Below are 15452 nucleotides of genomic sequence, written 5' to 3'. Positions count from 1 at the left end.
TATGTGACCCGTATATGAAAGGAGCCGACACCCGCCGAAACGGCAAACAGAGCCGAAAACACCGCCTGCATAGCGTCTCGCGGCATGAACCTTTTCAAACGGGCCTGGTGGCGGCTGACCGCCCATCCGGGGAAAAGCCTGATGCTGGTCGGCCTCTTCTTCGTCATCTGCACCCTCGTCCTGTCCGGATTCCTGATCCGATCGGCGGCGGCCCGGGCGGCGGACGCCGCCAAGGAACGGGTCGGCGCGGTGGCGACGATGCAGCTCGACGTGAACGGACTCCTCGCGTCCGGCAAGGGGCAGAAGCCCGAAGGGCAGCAGGGCGGCGTCATCGGATCCGAGGGCGACCTGCGCCGCAGCCTCGTCGACAAGATCTGCGAGTCGTCCGTGGTGGCCTCCTGCAACTACTCCACCGACGGCGGCGCCTTCCCCACCAAGAGCGGCAAACTGCACCAGCCGGTACCGCCGCCCGCCGGGCAGGACAGCACGGGCACCGACCTCTTCTCCGTCTCCGGCATTCGCGACCTCGACGCCGTCAAGGAATTCCGCAACGGCGACTCCCGGCTGATCGCCGGACGCGGCATCACCCCCGACAGCAAGCCCGACGAGATCGTCGTTGAGGAACGCGTCGCCAAGGACAACCACCTGAAGGTCGGCGGCGTACTGAAACTGAAGGTCGGCGAACTGCCGGGCCCCGGCCAGAAGCCGGACACGACCGAACACCCCTTCAAAGTCGTCGGCATCTACAAGAACAGCACGGCCGACACCGGCAGTTACCTCCCCGCCATGGTCGACCCCGCCAACCGGCTCTACGCCACCCCCGACGGCGGCTCCGTCCTCATGGGCAAGGGCGACCGGGGCACCGCCCTGTCCAGCGCGACCTTCACCCTCAAGGACCCGGCGGACCTCGACCGGCTGCGCGACGACGCGCGGGCCGCGGGCGCGGACCTGAAGATCTTCCCGATCACGGTGAACGACAAGCAGTACAAGGCGCTGGTCGGCCCCATCACCAGGACCGCGGGGTTCGCGACCGTCACCGTCTGGCTGGTCGCCCTGGCCGGCACGGTGATCCTCGCCCTCATCGTCGCCTCGTCGCTGCGCGAGCGCCGCAAGGAGCTCGGCATCCTGCTCTCCCTCGGCGAGAAGAAGCCGCGCCTGCTCGGCCAGCACCTCGTCGAGGTCGTCGCCTGCGCGCTGCTCGCGGTCGGCCTCGCGGGTGCGTGCAGCGGGCTGCTGTCCCAGACCATCGGCGACAAGCTGCTCGCGGGCGAGGTCTCCTCGGCACGGCAGGACGCCGACGACAGCACGCCGGAGGCGGATTACAGCAACTCCACGCCCGGCGGTCCGAGTCCGAAGGAGGACGGGCCCGAACCGATCAGCTCGCTGGACATCAGGCTCACCGCGGCCGACATCGGCAGGGTCGGCGCCACCGGCCTCGGCATCGCCGCCCTCGCCACGCTCGTCCCCGGCTCCCGCGTCCTGCGCCTGAACCCGCGCGACATCCTCACGAAGGGCGACTGACCGCCATGACCGCACCCCTGCTCGAACTCGCCGACGTCACCCGCGTCCACCAGAGCGGCACCCGGCGCCGCACCGTCCTCAAGGGCGTCGACCACCGCTTCGAAGCGGGCCGCATGTACGCCGTCGTGGGCCCCTCCGGGTCCGGCAAGACCACGCTGCTCTCGCTCGCCAGCGGCCTGGACTCACCGACCTCCGGCACCGTGCGGCTGCGCGGCCGGGACATCGCCGAACTGGGCCTCGGCCGCTACCGCAACCGGCACGCCGCCACCGTCTTCCAGTCCCTGAACCTGCTCACGTACCTCACGGCGGTGCAGAACATCACCACCGCCATGGAAATCACCGGCGTGAAGGGCCGCCACCGCAGGCGCCGTGCCGTCGAACTCCTCGAACTCCTCGGCGTGGAACCGGCCGAACACCACCGGCGCACCCTGCAACTCTCCGGCGGCCAGCAGCAACGGGTGGCCATCGCCCGCGCCCTGGCCTGCGAGGTCGACATCCTCTTCGCCGACGAACCCACCGGCAGCCTCGACCACGAGACGGCCACCGGCATCATCGACGTCTTCCGCCGCCTGGCCCACGAGGACGGCAAGTGCGTGGTCGTCGTCACGCACTCGAAGGACGTGGCGGCGGCATCCGACGAGGTCCTGACGCTGAAGCGCGGCCGCCTGATCCCGTCGACCTGAGCTCTTCGGGGCCGCGAGCAACCACGACGGCGCGAAGGACGCGACGGAACCCCGACGTCCCAAGCGGGAGCGGCTTTCCAGGGGCGCGGGGAACTGCGCGCCCAGCCACGACGGCGCGGTAGACGCGAAGAGTCGCCAACGCCCCACGCGGGAGCGGCTTTTCAGGGGCGCGGGGAACTGCGCGAGCAACCACGACGGCGCGGTAGACGCGAAGAGTCGCCAACGCCGCACGCGGGAGCGGCTTTTCAGGGGCGCGGGGAACTGCGCGCCCAGCCACGACGAACCCGCACCCGCGCACAACAGAGGCCCCCGGAACCAAAGGCGCGCCAAGGGGGCCGAACCCAACGCCCCCTAAGACGTGAGCCCCAGCTCCCTAGCGATCAGCATCCGCTGCACCTCGCTCGTGCCCTCCCCGATCTCCAGGATCTTGGAGTCCCGCCACATCCGGGCCACCGGATACTCGTTCATGAAGCCGTAGCCGCCGTGGATCTGGGTCGCCTCCCGGGCGTTGTCCACCGCGATCGTCGACGAGTACAGCTTCGCGAGCGCCGCCTCCTTCTTGAACGGCTCCCCGGACACCAGCCGCGACGCCGCGTCCCGCCAGGCGAGCCGCGCGGTGTGCGCCTTCATCTCCATGTCGGCGATCTTGAACTGGATCGCCTGGTAGCCGCCGATGCTCCGCCCGAAGGCGTGCCGCTCCTTGGCGTACTTCACCGACTCGTCGACACAGCCCTGGGCGAGTCCGGTGGCGAGCGCCGAGATCGCGATCCGGCCCTCGTCGAGGATGCGCAGGAACTGGGCGAAGCCGCGCCCCTCCGTACCCAGCAGGTTCGCGGCCGGCACGCGGACGTCGTCGAAGTGCAGCTCACGCGTGTCCGACGCGTTCCACCCCACCTTCGAGTACGGGGCCGCGACCGTGAAGCCGGGAGTCCCGGACGGAACGATCACCGACGAGATCAGCGGCTTGCCGTCCGCCGTCCGACCGGTCACCGCCGTCACGGTCACCAGGCCGGTGATGTCGGTGCCGGAGTTGGTGATGAAGCACTTCGTGCCGTTGATCACCCAGTCGCCCGTCTCCGGGTCGCGGACGGCCGTGGTGCGGGTGCCGCCCGCGTCCGAACCGGCCTCCGGCTCGGTCAGGCCGAACGCGCCGAGCATCTCGCCCGCGCAGAGCTTCGGCAGCCACTCCCGCTTCTGCTCCTCGGTACCGAAGAGATGGAGCGGCATCGCGCCGAGCGAGACGCCCGCCTCCAGGGTGATGGCGACCGAGGAGTCGACCCGGGCCAGCTCCTCCAGCGCGATGCCGAGCGCCAGATAGTCGCCGCCCATCCCGCCGTACTCCTCCGGGAACGGCAGCCCGAACAGGCCCATCCGCCCCATCTCGCGCACGATCTCGTACGGGAACTCGTGCCGCTCGTAGTAGTCGCCGATCTTCGGCGCCACGACGTCGTGCGCGAACTCCTCGACGGTGCGCCGCAGTTCCTCGTGCTCGGGGGAGAGGTGGTGATCCATTGTTCACTGCTCCTGTGGGGTCGCGGAGAGGGCACGCACGGTGCGGGAGGGGCTGGGGCGGCCCAGGTGTCCGGCCATCCACGTGCTGGTTTCGGTGAGCAGGGCGAGGTCGACGCCGGTCTCGATGCCGAGTCCGCGCAGCATCCAGACGAGGTCCTCGGTGGCGAGGTTGCCGGTGGCGCTCTTCGCGTAGGGGCAGCCGCCGAGCCCTCCGGCGGACGCGTCGACCGTGGTGACCCCGTGCTGCAGCGCCGCCAGGGTGTTGGCGAGGGCCTGCCCGTAGGTGTCGTGGAAGTGCACGCCGACGGCCTCGGTCGGCACGCCCTCCTCGTTCAGCTCCGCGAGCAACGTCTGTACGTGGCCGGGGGTGGCCACGCCGATCGTGTCGCCGAGACTCAGCTCGTCACAGCCCAGGTCCATGAGGGCCTTGGCGACGGAGACGACCTGGTGGACCGGGACCGGGCCCTCCCACGGGTCGCCGAAGCACATGGAGAGATAGCCGCGCACGTGCGCGCCCGCCTCCTTGGCGCGGGCCACCACCGGCTCGAACATCGCCAGGGACTCGGCGACCGTGCGGTTGAGGTTGGCCTTCGCGAAGGACTCGGTGGCGCTGGCGAACACCGCGATGCGGCTCGCGCCGAGGGCCAGGGCCCGGTCCAGGCCCCTTTCGTTCGGGACCAGGACCGGGAGGTGCACGGCCGGGGCGAGGTCCTGGAGTTCGGGGAACAGGGTCTCCGCGTCCGCCAGTTGGGGCACCCACTTGGGGTGGACGAAGCTGGTGGCCTCGATGGTGGTCAGGCCCGCGCGGGCCAGGCGGTGGACGAACTCCGCCTTGACCTCCGTGGGGACCGTGGACTTCTCGTTCTGGAGGCCGTCGCGGGGGCCCACCTCGTGGATCCGCACCCTTGCCGGGAGGCCTGGGGCTGGGCTGATCATGGGGAGTGTCATCGTGCGGCCTCCTCGGGATTCCCCTCGCCGTTGGGGTCTCGGGCGTCCACGGGTGACTTCGCCGTCGTGGTTGCTCGCGCAGTTCCCCGCGCCCCTTCGGGCGCGATCTCTTCGGCGGTGCCGGAAGGTTCGACGACGGCCAGGATCTGGTCCATCGCCACCGTCGTGCCGGGGGAGACGTCCAGCTCCGTGACCGTGCCCGCGTGTGGGGCGGCGATGACGTGTTCCATCTTCATCGCCTCCACCACCAGCAGGCTCTGGCCCGCGGTGACCTCGTCGCCGACCGCCACCTTCACCACCGTCACCGTGCCGGGCATGGGGGCGGTGAGGGAGCCCGCGCCGCCGGAGCCCGCGCCGGTCAGGCTCGCCGCCACCGGGTCGTGGTCGCGGATCTGCCAGGCGTCGCCGTCGAGGGCCAGCCAGTCGCCCGCGGCGGCGGTCGGCCGGGCGGGGGTGGTGGGGGCGCCGTCGACCAGGACCTCGGTGCCGCGCACCCGGATCTCGACCGGGTCGTGGCCGGGGACGCGGACGTGGTGCACGGTCCAGGCGGGGCTGCCGCCGAGCCGCCAGCCGTCGGGGCGGGCGAACGGGTCCACCCAGCCGTCCGCCGCCGTCGGGGCGAGCGCCCGCTGGCGCAGCACGCCCGCCGCCGCGTACACCTCGGGCGGCACGTCCGCCGGGACCAGCGCGTCGACCTCGCGCTCCACAAGACCGGTGTCCAACTCGCCCGCCACGACCGCCGGATGGGCCAGCAGGCGGCGCAGGAAGCCCGCGTTGGTCGGCACGCCCAGCGTCACCGTCCGGGCCAGCGCGGCCCGCAGCCGGCGCAGCGCCGTGTCCCGGTCGGGGCCGTACGCGATGACCTTCGCGAGCATCGGGTCGTACAGGGACGAGACCTCCGTGCCCTCGCTGAGCCCGGAGTCGGTGCGCACACCGTCGCCCTCGGGCTCGCGCAGGGCGAGGACCGTGCCGCCGGAGGGGAGGAACCCGCGCGAGGGGTCCTCGGCGCACAGCCGGGCCTCCACCGCGTGCCCGGTGAGCGTGATGTCGGCCTGCGCGAAGGGCAGTTGCTCGCCCGCCGCCACCCGCACCTGCCATTCCACCAGGTCCAGGCCGGTGACCAGCTCGGTCACCGGGTGCTCGACCTGGAGGCGGGTGTTCATCTCCATGAAGTAGTACGAGGACGGGTCCTCGCCGGGCACGATGAACTCCACCGTGCCCGCGCCCCGATAGCCGCACGAGCGCGCCGCCTCCACGGCCGCCGCGCCCATCGCCTCCCGCGTCGCCTCGTCGAGGAGCACGCTGGGCGCCTCCTCGATGATCTTCTGGTGGCGGCGCTGGAGCGAGCACTCGCGCTCGCCGAGGTGCACGACATTGCCGTGCCCGTCCGCGAGGACCTGGATCTCGATGTGCCGGGGGCGGTCGACCCACCGCTCCACGAGCAGCGTGTCGTCGCCGAAGGAGGCCCGGGCCTCGCGGCGCGCGGCGGCGATCTCCTCCTCCAGGAGGGTCAGGTCGCGTACAAGGCGCATGCCCTTGCCGCCGCCGCCCGCGGACGGCTTGAGCAGCACGGGTGCGCCCAACTCCTGTGCGGCCCGCGCCAGCTCGGGGTCACGGCCGCCCGGCACCACCGGGACACCGGCCGCCTCGACCGTCTCCTTGGCGCGGATCTTGTCGCCCATCAGCGCGATCGCGTCCGGGGGCGGGCCGATGAAGGTCAGGCCCGCGTCCTCGCAGGCCCGCGCGAACGTCGCGTTCTCCGCGAGGAAGCCGTAGCCCGGGTGCACGGCCTGCGCTCCCGTGCGCAGGGCGGCCTCGACGATCCGCTCCACCGACAGATAGCTCTCGGTGGCGGGCGGCGGGCCGATGCGCACCGACTCGTCGGCCTCGCGCACGTGCCGGGCGTCCGCGTCGGCGTCGCTGTGGACCGCCACCGAGCGGATGCCGAGCTGCCGCAGCGTACGGATGACGCGGACGGCGATCTCGCCGCGGTTGGCGACCAGGACTGTGTCGAACACTCTCTGAGCTCCTCTCACATCCGGAAGACGCCGAAGCCGCCGGACTTCTCCGGAAGCGGCGCGTGGGCGCAGGCGGTCAGGGCCAGGCCGAGGACCTGGCGGGTCTCCATGGGGTCGATCACGCCGTCGTCCCAGAGCCGGGCCGTGGCGTAGTACGCGCTGCCCTGGGTGTCGTACTGGGCGCGGATCGGGGCCTTGAACGCGTCCTCGTCGTCCGCGGGCCACTCCTCGCCGCGCGCCTCCAGCTGGTCGCGCTTGACGGTCGCGAGGACCGAGGCGGCCTGCTCGCCGCCCATGACGCTGATCTTCGCGCCGGGCCACATCCACAGGAAGCGGGGCGAGTACGCGCGGCCGCACATCGAGTAGTTGCCCGCGCCGTACGAGCCGCCGACCACCACCGTCAGCTTCGGCACGCGCGTGCAGGCCACCGCCGTGACCATCTTGGCGCCGTGCTTGGCGATCCCGCCCGCCTCGTAGTCCTTGCCGACCATGAAGCCCGAGATGTTCTGCAGGAACACCAGCGGGATGCCGCGCTGGTCGCACAGCTCGATGAAGTGGGCGCCCTTCTGGGCGGATTCGGCGAACAGGATGCCGTTGTTCGCGACGATGCCGACCGGGTGGCCGTGGATCCGGGCGAAGCCGGTGACCAGCGTCTGCCCGAACTCGGACTTGAACTCGGCGAACCGCGAGCCGTCCACCACGCGCGCGATGACCTCGCGGACGTCGTACGGCGTGCGCGAGTCGACCGGCACCGCGCCGTACAGCCCCGCAGGGTCCACCTTCGGCTCGATCGGCGCCGTCACCGACCATGGCAGCGGGCCGCGCTCGGGGAGGGTGGAGACGATGGTCCGCACGATGCGCAGCGCGTGCGCGTCGTCCTCGGCGAGGTGGTCGGTGACGCCCGAGACGCGCGAGTGGACCTCGCCGCCGCCCAGCTCCTCGGCCGTGACGACCTCGCCCGTGGCGGCCTTCACCAGCGGCGGGCCGCCGAGGAAGATCGTGCCCTGATTGCGGACGATCACCGCTTCGTCGCTCATCGCCGGGACGTACGCCCCGCCCGCCGTGCACGAGCCGAGGACCGCCGCGATCTGCGGGATGCCCGCCCCGGACATCCGCGCCTGGTTGTAGAAGATCCGGCCGAAGTGCTCGCGGTCGGGGAAGACCTCGTCCTGCATCGGCAGGAAGGCGCCGCCGGAGTCCACCAGATAGACGCACGGCAGCCGGTTCTCCAGCGCCACCTCCTGGGCGCGCAGGTGCTTCTTCACCGTCATCGGGTAGTACGTGCCGCCCTTGACGGTCGCGTCATTGGCGACGATCACGCAGGCGCGGCCCGACACCCGGCCGATGCCGGCGATCACTCCGGCGGCCGGGGCCTGGTCCTCGTACATCCCGTCGGCCGCCAGGGGGGCCAGCTCCAGGAACGGGGAGCCCGGGTCGAGCAGGGTGTCCACGCGGTCGCGCGGCAGCAGCTTGCCGCGGGCGGTGTGCCGGGCGCGGGAGCGCTCGCCGCCGCCGAGCCGGGCGGCGGCGAGCTTCTCGCGCAGTTCGGCCGCGAGGGCCCGGTGGGCCGTCTCATTGGCCCGCCAGACCTCCGAGGCGGGATCCGCCGCGCTCGTCAGCTCAGGTGCCTCCTGCATCCTGCGGTCCCCTCACCACGTCGCGATGTTAATGACCGTTAACCAGTCGCCTTCAGGTTAACGGTCGCTAACCGCCCTGTCTAGAATTGACGCATGGTCTCCAGAGCCACCAGAACCGATGCCCCCAGCCGTCGCGAGCAGATCCTCAAAGAGGCCGCGCGGCTCTTCGCCGAGCGCGGGTTCCACGGCGTCGGGGTCGACGAGATAGGCGCCGCGGTCGGCATCAGCGGCCCCGGCCTCTACCGTCACTTCGCCGGCAAGGACGCGATGCTCGCCGAGCTGCTCGTCGGCATCAGCGGACAGCTGCTCACCGGTGGCCGGCGCCGGGTCGCCGAGGCCGAGCACGGTCCGGACGCGCTGCTCGACTCGCTCATCGAGGGGCACATCGACTTCGCCCTCGACGACCGGGACCTGATCACGCTGCACGACCGCGAGCTGGACCGGCTGCGCGACACCGACCGCAAGCTGGTGCGCTCCCTCCAGCGGCAGTACGTGGAGCTGTGGGTGGAGGTCGTCCGCAAGGTCCACCCGAGCCTCGCCGAACCGCACGCGCGCGTGGCCGTGCACGCGGTCTTCGGCCTGCTGAACTCCACCCCGCACCTGAGCCGCCCGGGTTCGCTGCCGGGGCGGGCGGTCACGGCACGGATGTTGCACACGTTGGCGCGCGGGGCGTTCGCGGCTGCCGCAGAGTGATGTGTATCTCTGGACGCTCCGGTGACCGGCCGGTAACGTTGTTCTGAGCAAGCGCTTAGTAGTGTCGTAGACGCCGTAGAGGGAGAGTTTTCCGTGCGCCGTACCGTTTTTGATGAGGACCACGAGGCGTTCCGGGAGACCCTGCGCGCCTTCGTCGAGGCCGAGGTCGTCCCCCACTACGACGAGTGGTTCCAGGAGGGCATCGTCCCGCGCGAGCTGTACACGAAGCTCGCCGACCTGGGCCTGTTCGGCATCAACGTGCCGGAGGAGTTCGGCGGCGCCGGCCTGGAGACGCACAAGTTCGAGGCCATCCAGTACGAGGAGACCGCCCGCGCGGGCGTCACCTTCGGCGGCTCGGGCGTCCACGTCCTGCTCGCGCTTCCCTACATCAAGATGCTCGGCACCGACGAGCAGAAGAAGCGCTACCTGGAGAAGTTCGTCACCGCCGAGGAGATGTGGGCCCTCGCGATGACCGAGCCGGGCACCGGCTCCGACCTCGCCGGCATGAAGACCACCGCGAAGCTCTCCGAGGACGGCACGCACTACGTCCTCAACGGCTCGAAGACGTTCATCACCGGCGGCGTGCACGCCGACCGCGTCATCGTCTGCGCCCGCACCGCCGCGCCGACCGCCGACGACCGCCGCTTCGGCATCTCCCTCTTCGCCGTCGACACCAAGCTCGAGGGCTACTCGATCGGCCGCAAGCTCGACAAGCTGGGCCTGCGCACCTCCGACACCGCCGAGCTGGCGTTCGTCGACGTGAAGGTGCCCGTCGAGGACCTGCTGGGCGAGGAGAACAAGGGCTTCTACTACCTCGGCCAGAACCTCCCCTCCGAGCGCTGGGGCATCGCCTACGGCGCGTACGCGCAGGCCAAGGCCGCCGTCGCGTTCGCCAAGCAGTACGTGCAGGACCGCACCGTCTTCGGCAAGCCGGTCGCGTCCTTCCAGAACACCAAGTTCGAGCTGGCCGCCTGCCAGGCCGAGGTGGACGCCGCCGAGGCCGTCGCCGACCGCGCCCTGGAGGCCCTGGACGCCGGTGAGCTGACCGCCGCGGAGGCCGCTTCGGCCAAGCTGTTCAACACCGAGGTCGCGCACCGCGTCATCGACCGCTGCCTCCAGCTGCACGGCGGCTACGGGTTCATGAACGAGTACCCGATCGCCCGCCTGTACGCGGACAACCGCGTCAACCGCATCTACGGCGGCACCAGCGAGGTCATGAAGATGATCATCGCGAAGAACATGGGCCTGTAACCCACGGGACCCGGACGTCGCATACAACTGAGCGCATGAACAAGGCACTTCAGTCACTCCTCGATCTGCTCGACCTCGAGCGGATCGAGGAGGACATCTTCCGGGGCCAGTCCCGGTCCGCCGTCGTCCCCCGGGTCTTCGGCGGACAGGTGGCGGCCCAGGCGCTGGTCGCCGCCGGACGCACCGTCCCGGCCGACCGGCACGCCCACTCCCTGCACGCGTACTTCCTCGTCGCGGGGGACCCGGGCGCGCCCATCGTCTACACCGTCGACCGGATCAGGGACGGCCGCTCCTTCACCACCCGCCGCGTCGTCGCCATCCAGCACGGGCAGCCGATCTTCCACCTCTCCGCGTCCTTCCAGACGTACGAGGACGGCCTGGAGCACCAGACCGACATGCCGCCCGCGCCCGACCCCGCGTCGCTGCCGACGGCCGCCGAGATGCTGCCGCGCTACGCCGACGTCCTCGGGGCCGACCGCGTCCAGCGGATGCTCGAAGCGCGCGAGGCCGTCGACCTGCGGTACGCGGACGCGCCGCCGTTCGCCTTCGTCGGCGAGCCCCAGCAGCCGCGCTCGCAGGTCTGGTTCCGCACCGACGGCAAGCTCGCCGACGACCCGCTGCTCCACGTCTGCCTGGCCACCTACGTCTCCGACATGACCCTCCTCGACTCCGTCCTGCTCGCGCACGGGCGCGGCGGCTGGGCCGTCGGCGACGTCGTCGGGGCCTCCCTCGATCACGCCATGTGGTTCCACCGGCCCTTCCGCGCCGACGAATGGCTCCTCTACGACCAGCAGTCGCCGTCCGCGTCCGGCGGCCGGGGCCTCGGTCAGGCCCGCATCTACACCCAGGACGGCCGGCTCGCGATCACCGTGATCCAGGAAGGCGTGGTTCGCGTTCCGCGCTGATCGGACATACCGTCCCGTACATGGATGTACGGGACGGCGGCACAGCGGTGACGAACGGGTTCGACGACGCGGAGGAGGGCGGCGGGGAGAGCGTCTTCACGGTCCTCGTCGCCGCCGGGGCGAACCTCGGCATCGCCTGCGCCAAGGTCGTCGCCGGGCTCATCAGCGGATCCAGCGCGATGCTGTCGGAGGCCGCGCACTCGTTCGCGGACACCGTCACCGAACTGATGCTGCTCACGGCCCTCAAGCGCGGCGCGAAGCCCGCCGACGAGGACCATCCGCTGGGCCACGGCGGCGAACGGTACGTGTGGGCGCTGCTCGCCGCCGTCGCCACCTTCGTCGGCGGCGCCGTCTTCTCCCTCTACGACGGCATCCACACGCTGATCTCCGGTGAGGACCTCGGCGACCCGCTCGTCTCCTACATCGTGCTCGCCGTCGCCTTCCTCCTGGAGGGCTTCTCGCTGCGCACCGCCGTCAGACAGGCGCGCGGGGAGGCCGCCCGGGTCAAGGCGCCCTTCGGTACGTATCTGAAGCACACGCCCGACACCGCCGTGAAGGCCGTCGTCCTGGAGGACAGCGCCGCCCTCGTCGGCCTGCTGCTCGCCGCCGGCGGGCTGCTGGGCGGGCAGTTGACCGGGTCCGGGGTGTGGGACGGGGTCGCTTCGCTGTGCATCGGGGTGCTGCTGCTGTGGGTCGCGTGGGTGCTGGGGCGGTCCAACGCGGCGCTGCTGGTGGGGCGGCCGTTGCCGCGGTCCGTGCGGGAGGAGATCCGGGCGCTGTTGCTCGGCAGTGAGCACGTCGAGGCCGTGCTGGAGCTGACGACGCTGGTGCAGGGGCCCCGGGAGGCGCTGGTCGCGGCCAAGGTCGACTTCCGGGACGCTTCGACGGCGGCGCAGATCGAGTGGGCCTGTGAGGATGCCGCTCGGCGGTTGCGGGAGAGGTTTCCTGCGGTGCGGCGGGTGTACCTGGACCCGACGCCCGGGTTCGCCCAGCGGCGTGAGGCGGGGCTGGAGCCCTGGTAGGAGCCTGTTTCGTCGTCGGGTGCGGGTCGCGTCGTGGCTGGTCGCGCAGTTCCCCGCGCCCCTGAAACGAGCTCCGCTCGTCCAGGGCGCGGTGGTTGCGCGTCCGCTAGTCCAGAAGGCCCGCCGCCGTCAGGAGGTAGGCCGTCATCGGGTCGTAGTGGCGGGGGCTCGTGACGTGGTCGTCCAAGGGGACCGTCACCTGCATCGTGCCCTCGGCCTCGCCGACGAACAGCGCCGGGTCGTTGCAGTCCGCGTAACCGACGGAGTCGAGCCCGCGCTGGGCCGCGCACCCCGCCCAGCCGTGGTCGGCGACGACCAGGTCGGGCAGCGGACGCCCCTCGCGCTCCAGGCCGTCCAGGATGCGCGTCATCGGGTCGGGGGAGTGCGTGTGCCACAGCGTCGCCCCGCGCTCCAGCATCGCCACGTCCGCGAACTGGAAGACCATGCCCTCCTCGGTGGCCAGCCCTTCGGGGATCACCACGATCTCGCAGCCGGCCGCGCGCAGAGCGGCGGCCGTCGCCCGGTGCACGTCGAGCAGCCCGCCCGGATGCCCCGTCGCGAACAGCACGCTCTGGCGGTCCTCGGCCGCCTTGCGCAGCCGGGCCGCCATCCGCTCCAGGGCGTCGACCGTCAGCTCCGGGTCGATGGTGTCCTGCCCGTAACGGTGCTCCGCGTCGTCGACGACACCGCAGCGCTCGGCCATCACCGACAGCACGTCCTGCTCGTCGGTCCAGCGGTCGCCGAGTTCCAGGCCCAGCCAGAAGTGCCGGTCGCCGTTCGCGAGCTTGCGGTAGTGGGAGAGATTGTTCTCGCGGGGCGTGGCCACGTCGCCCGCGATGCGGGTGCGGACGAGGTGGTCGATCAGGGCGGCGCGGGTCGGACTGTTGCTGGGAATCCCGGGTATCGGCATGCCTCCCATTGTGCCGGGGGCCGCAGGGGGGTGCCGATCGGTTCCGCGGAGTGGGACCAGGACCACTGCCGTACCGGCCTCGATATTTCGGTGCTCGCCGAACGCATTTCTCCGTACGCTCCCTCGTATGACCTCTCAGGACCCGCGTCCCGCCACCCCCGGTCCGCTCACCGTCGGCGCCGTCTGTTTCACCGTGCTCGCCTGGGCCTCCGCCTTCGTCTCCATCCGCAGCGCGGGAGCCGCCTACTCGCCGGGAGCGCTGGCCCTCGGGCGGCTGCTCTCCGGATCGGTGGTGCTGGTCGCACTGGTGCTGATCCGCCGCGAAGGGCTGCCCCCGCGCGGCGCCTGGCGCGGGATCGTGATCTCGGGCGTCGTCTGGTTCGGCGCCTACATGGTGGCGCTGAACTGGGGCGAACGGCTCGTCGACGCCGGAACCGCCGCGCTGCTGGTGAACGTGGGACCGATCCTCATGGCGCTGCTCGCCGCCCGGCTGCTCGGCGAGGGCCTGCCGCCGCGGCTGCTCGCCGGGATGGGGGTGTCGTTCGCGGGGGCCGCCGTGGTCGGCCTGTCCATGTCGGCCGGCTCCTCGGGCTCCGGGGACGTCGAGGGCAGCACGGGTGAGCTGGTGGGCGGTGTCGCGCTGTGCCTGCTCGCCGCCGTGGCGTACGCGGTCGGCGTCGTGTCCCAGAAGCCCGCCCTGTCGTACGGCTCCCCGCTCCAGGTCACCGCGTTCGCCTGCCTGATCGGGACGGCGGTCTGCCTGCCGTTCTCCGGGCAGCTCGTCTCGGAGGCGTCCCGGGCGCCGATGTCCGCGACGCTCAACATGGTCTACCTCGGCGTCGTGCCCACCGCCCTCGCCTTCACCACCTGGACGTACGCCCTGGCCCGCACGCCCGCCGGGAAGATGGGCGCGACGACGTACGCCGTGCCCGCCATCGTGGTCCTGCTGAGCTGGCTGTTCCTGGACGAGGTGCCCGGCTGGCTGACCCTGCTCGGCGGCGTGCTCTGCCTGGCCGGAGTCGCGGTCTCCAGGTCGAGGGCGCGGGCGCGGTCCGCCGTCCGGGAACCGGAGATCGTCCCCGGCCCCGAGCGGCAGGAGAGCGCCGACTGCTGACCCGCGGCCTCCTCCTACGCCGTGTCCAGGTCCGGGAGCGGCATTTGGCCGGATGGGCGGAGACGGGGCGCGGGGGCGCGGGTTAGGGTCCAGCCGTCACCAGGCGTGCGCCCGCGCGCCCCGTACGGCGAGAGGGAAGGCTCCGCGATGAACGACTCCACGGAGCGGGACGGCCGGCCGATGACCACCGTGGCCTGCGCCCAGCTCGCCCTCGGGGTCGGCGACGTCGCCGAGAACCTGGCCGCCGCCGAGGAGGCGATCGAGGCCGCCGCGCGCGCCGGGGCCCGGGTCGTCGTCCTGCCCGAACTCGCCAACAGCGGCTATGTCTTCGCCTCCGTCGCCGAGGCGCGCGCCCTCGCCGAACCGCTGGACGGGCCGACCGTCACCGCCTGGTCGGCGGCCGCCCGGCGGCACGGGGTCACTCTCGTCGCGGGGCTCGCCGAGCTCGACGCCGAAGGGCTCGTGCGCAACTCGGCCGTCGTCATCGACCCGGCCGGCGAGCTGCGCGCCGTCTACCGCAAGGTGCACCTCTTCGGCACCGAGAAGGACTTCTTCGTCCCCGGTGACGAGGCACCGCCCACCGTCGACATCGACGGGGTCGGGCGGATCGGCGTCATGGTCTGCTACGACCTGGAGTTCCCCGAGTGGGTGCGGCGGGCGGCTCTCGCCGGTACCGAGCTGTTGTGCGCGCCCGTGAACTGGCCGCTCTTCCCCCGGCCCGAGGGGGAGCGGCCCGCCGAGGTGACCAAGGCGCAGGCCGCTGCCGCGGGGAACCGGATGTATGTTGCCGTCGCCGATCGGGTCGGGGACGAGCGCGGGGTGGTCTGGACCGGGGGCTCCGTGATCGTCGCTCCGGATGGGTTTCCGGTTGCCGGGCGGGTGCCCAGTGCGGGGCCGGCGCTGGTGCTGGCCTCCTGTGATCTGGCCCAGGCCCGCGACAAGTCCCTCGGCGCCCACAACGACGTCCTCGGCGACCGCCGCCCCGAGCTGTACTGACCCCCTTTCATCCGCGGGTCCGCTGTGGCTGGCCGCGCAGTTCCCCGCGCCCCTGGACAGTTCGTCATGCGCGGCCCGGTGGCCTCTTCTCGCGCAGTTCCCCGCGCCCCTGAGATGCGCACTTCGTGCGACATCTCATCGGGGAAGGCAGCATCTTCCGGCCGGTCGTCTACGACGGCAGCGCGCTCGTCCTGTACGCCCTGCGCCAGGAGATCGGTGCCGAGAGGTTCGAGCGGCTGGAG

13 protein-coding genes are annotated in these 15452 nt (G+C 71.8%); 8 read left to right on the top strand and 5 right to left on the bottom strand.

Translation table 11 applies throughout. The features are described from left to right. The first annotated feature begins 84 nt into the window (after window positions 1–84). Complete coding sequence (locus ABZ930_RS31320; RefSeq protein WP_361555206.1) at window positions 85–1521, top strand: ABC transporter permease; 1437 nt, start codon at window positions 85–87, stop codon at window positions 1519–1521. Between the two features lie 5 nt (window positions 1522–1526). Beyond that, window positions 1527–2204 carry an ABC transporter ATP-binding protein gene (locus ABZ930_RS31315; protein ID WP_361555203.1) on the top strand — a complete coding sequence of 226 codons (678 nt, stop codon included), beginning with the start codon at window positions 1527–1529 and terminating at the stop codon, window positions 2202–2204. Window positions 2205–2555: 351 nt separating this feature from the next. Here the strand turns inward: ABZ930_RS31315 and ABZ930_RS31310 are convergent, their stop codons facing one another. From ABZ930_RS31310 to ABZ930_RS31295, 4 genes are read right to left on the bottom strand one after another with little or no spacing between them, the layout of a single operon-like run. Further along, entirely contained in the window at window positions 2556–3716 is a 1161-nt protein-coding gene (locus ABZ930_RS31310) for an acyl-CoA dehydrogenase family protein (protein WP_361555200.1), read from the bottom strand. Between the two features lie 3 nt (window positions 3717–3719). Next, window positions 3720–4664: a hydroxymethylglutaryl-CoA lyase gene (locus tag ABZ930_RS31305; RefSeq protein ID WP_361555197.1), complete on the bottom strand. Its 945-nt coding sequence runs from the start codon at window positions 4662–4664 to the stop codon at window positions 3720–3722. Beyond that, window positions 4661–6682: a biotin carboxylase N-terminal domain-containing protein gene (locus ABZ930_RS31300; RefSeq protein ID WP_361555194.1), complete on the bottom strand. Its 2022-nt coding sequence runs from the start codon at window positions 6680–6682 to the stop codon at window positions 4661–4663. The genes ABZ930_RS31305 and ABZ930_RS31300 overlap by 4 nt, the downstream gene beginning before the upstream one ends. Window positions 6683–6696: 14 nt before the next feature. Further along, on the bottom strand, window positions 6697–8319 hold the full coding sequence (locus ABZ930_RS31295) for a carboxyl transferase domain-containing protein (RefSeq protein WP_361555191.1): 1623 nt from the start codon (window positions 8317–8319) through the stop codon (window positions 6697–6699). 93 nt (window positions 8320–8412) lie between these two features. Here ABZ930_RS31295 and ABZ930_RS31290 point away from each other — a divergent pair, with 93 nt between their 5' ends. The 4 genes from ABZ930_RS31290 to ABZ930_RS31275 all read left to right on the top strand — a co-directional run bounded on the left by ABZ930_RS31290 (window position 8413) and on the right by ABZ930_RS31275 (window position 12190). Next, the gene (locus ABZ930_RS31290) at window positions 8413–9012 is read left to right on the top strand and encodes a TetR/AcrR family transcriptional regulator (protein WP_361555188.1); all 600 of its coding nucleotides are present in this window, start codon (window positions 8413–8415) and stop codon (window positions 9010–9012) included. Between the two features lie 93 nt (window positions 9013–9105). Beyond that, window positions 9106–10263, top strand: coding sequence for an acyl-CoA dehydrogenase family protein (locus ABZ930_RS31285; RefSeq protein WP_361555185.1), 1158 nt, complete (start codon window positions 9106–9108; stop codon window positions 10261–10263). 35 nt (window positions 10264–10298) lie between these two features. Then, window positions 10299–11168, top strand: a complete 870-nt coding sequence (locus ABZ930_RS31280) for an acyl-CoA thioesterase II (protein WP_361555182.1) — start codon at window positions 10299–10301, stop codon at window positions 11166–11168. A gap of 20 nt (window positions 11169–11188) precedes the next feature. Next, window positions 11189–12190 carry a cation diffusion facilitator family transporter gene (locus tag ABZ930_RS31275; RefSeq protein ID WP_361555179.1) on the top strand — a complete coding sequence of 334 codons (1002 nt, stop codon included), beginning with the start codon at window positions 11189–11191 and terminating at the stop codon, window positions 12188–12190. Window positions 12191–12296: 106 nt separating this feature from the next. Here the strand turns inward: ABZ930_RS31275 and ABZ930_RS31270 are convergent, their stop codons facing one another. Then, the gene (locus ABZ930_RS31270) at window positions 12297–13100 is read right to left on the bottom strand and encodes a phosphatase (RefSeq protein WP_361555176.1); all 804 of its coding nucleotides are present in this window, start codon (window positions 13098–13100) and stop codon (window positions 12297–12299) included. A 127-nt stretch (window positions 13101–13227) separates the two neighbouring features. On the opposite strand from ABZ930_RS31270, the gene ABZ930_RS31265 reads away from it, so the two are divergent. Together ABZ930_RS31265 and ABZ930_RS31260 are read left to right on the top strand one after the other, a co-directional pair. Continuing rightward, a complete protein-coding gene (locus ABZ930_RS31265) occupies window positions 13228–14214 on the top strand; it encodes a DMT family transporter (protein ID WP_361555173.1) in 987 nt (328 codons plus the stop codon). A 147-nt stretch (window positions 14215–14361) separates the two neighbouring features. Further along, complete coding sequence (locus ABZ930_RS31260) at window positions 14362–15210, top strand: nitrilase-related carbon-nitrogen hydrolase (RefSeq protein ID WP_361555170.1); 849 nt, start codon at window positions 14362–14364, stop codon at window positions 15208–15210. The last annotated feature ends 242 nt before the right edge of the window (window positions 15211–15452 follow it).

Source organism: Streptomyces sp. NPDC046716 (assembly GCF_040645755.1).
Taxonomy (GTDB): Bacteria; Actinomycetota; Actinomycetes; order Streptomycetales; family Streptomycetaceae; genus Streptomyces.
Note: the sequence above shows the minus strand (reverse complement) of the source record. Positions and strands in the feature narration are given on the sequence as shown.

Coding starts and splice junctions, on each gene's coding strand:
- ABZ930_RS31295 (WP_361555191.1), bottom strand. CDS start 8,319: ATGCAGGAGGCACCTGAGCTGACGAGCGCGGCGGATCCCGCCTCGGAG.
- ABZ930_RS31290 (WP_361555188.1), top strand. CDS start 8,413: ATGGTCTCCAGAGCCACCAGAACCGATGCCCCCAGCCGTCGCGAGCAG.
- ABZ930_RS31280 (WP_361555182.1), top strand. CDS start 10,299: ATGAACAAGGCACTTCAGTCACTCCTCGATCTGCTCGACCTCGAGCGG.
- ABZ930_RS31265 (WP_361555173.1), top strand. CDS start 13,228: ATGACCTCTCAGGACCCGCGTCCCGCCACCCCCGGTCCGCTCACCGTC.
- ABZ930_RS31305 (WP_361555197.1), bottom strand. CDS start 4,664: ATGACACTCCCCATGATCAGCCCAGCCCCAGGCCTCCCGGCAAGGGTG.
- ABZ930_RS31310 (WP_361555200.1), bottom strand. CDS start 3,716: ATGGATCACCACCTCTCCCCCGAGCACGAGGAACTGCGGCGCACCGTC.
- ABZ930_RS31315 (WP_361555203.1), top strand. CDS start 1,527: ATGACCGCACCCCTGCTCGAACTCGCCGACGTCACCCGCGTCCACCAG.
- ABZ930_RS31275 (WP_361555179.1), top strand. CDS start 11,189: ATGGATGTACGGGACGGCGGCACAGCGGTGACGAACGGGTTCGACGAC.
- ABZ930_RS31260 (WP_361555170.1), top strand. CDS start 14,362: ATGAACGACTCCACGGAGCGGGACGGCCGGCCGATGACCACCGTGGCC.
- ABZ930_RS31320 (WP_361555206.1), top strand. CDS start 85: ATGAACCTTTTCAAACGGGCCTGGTGGCGGCTGACCGCCCATCCGGGG.
- ABZ930_RS31270 (WP_361555176.1), bottom strand. CDS start 13,100: ATGCCGATACCCGGGATTCCCAGCAACAGTCCGACCCGCGCCGCCCTG.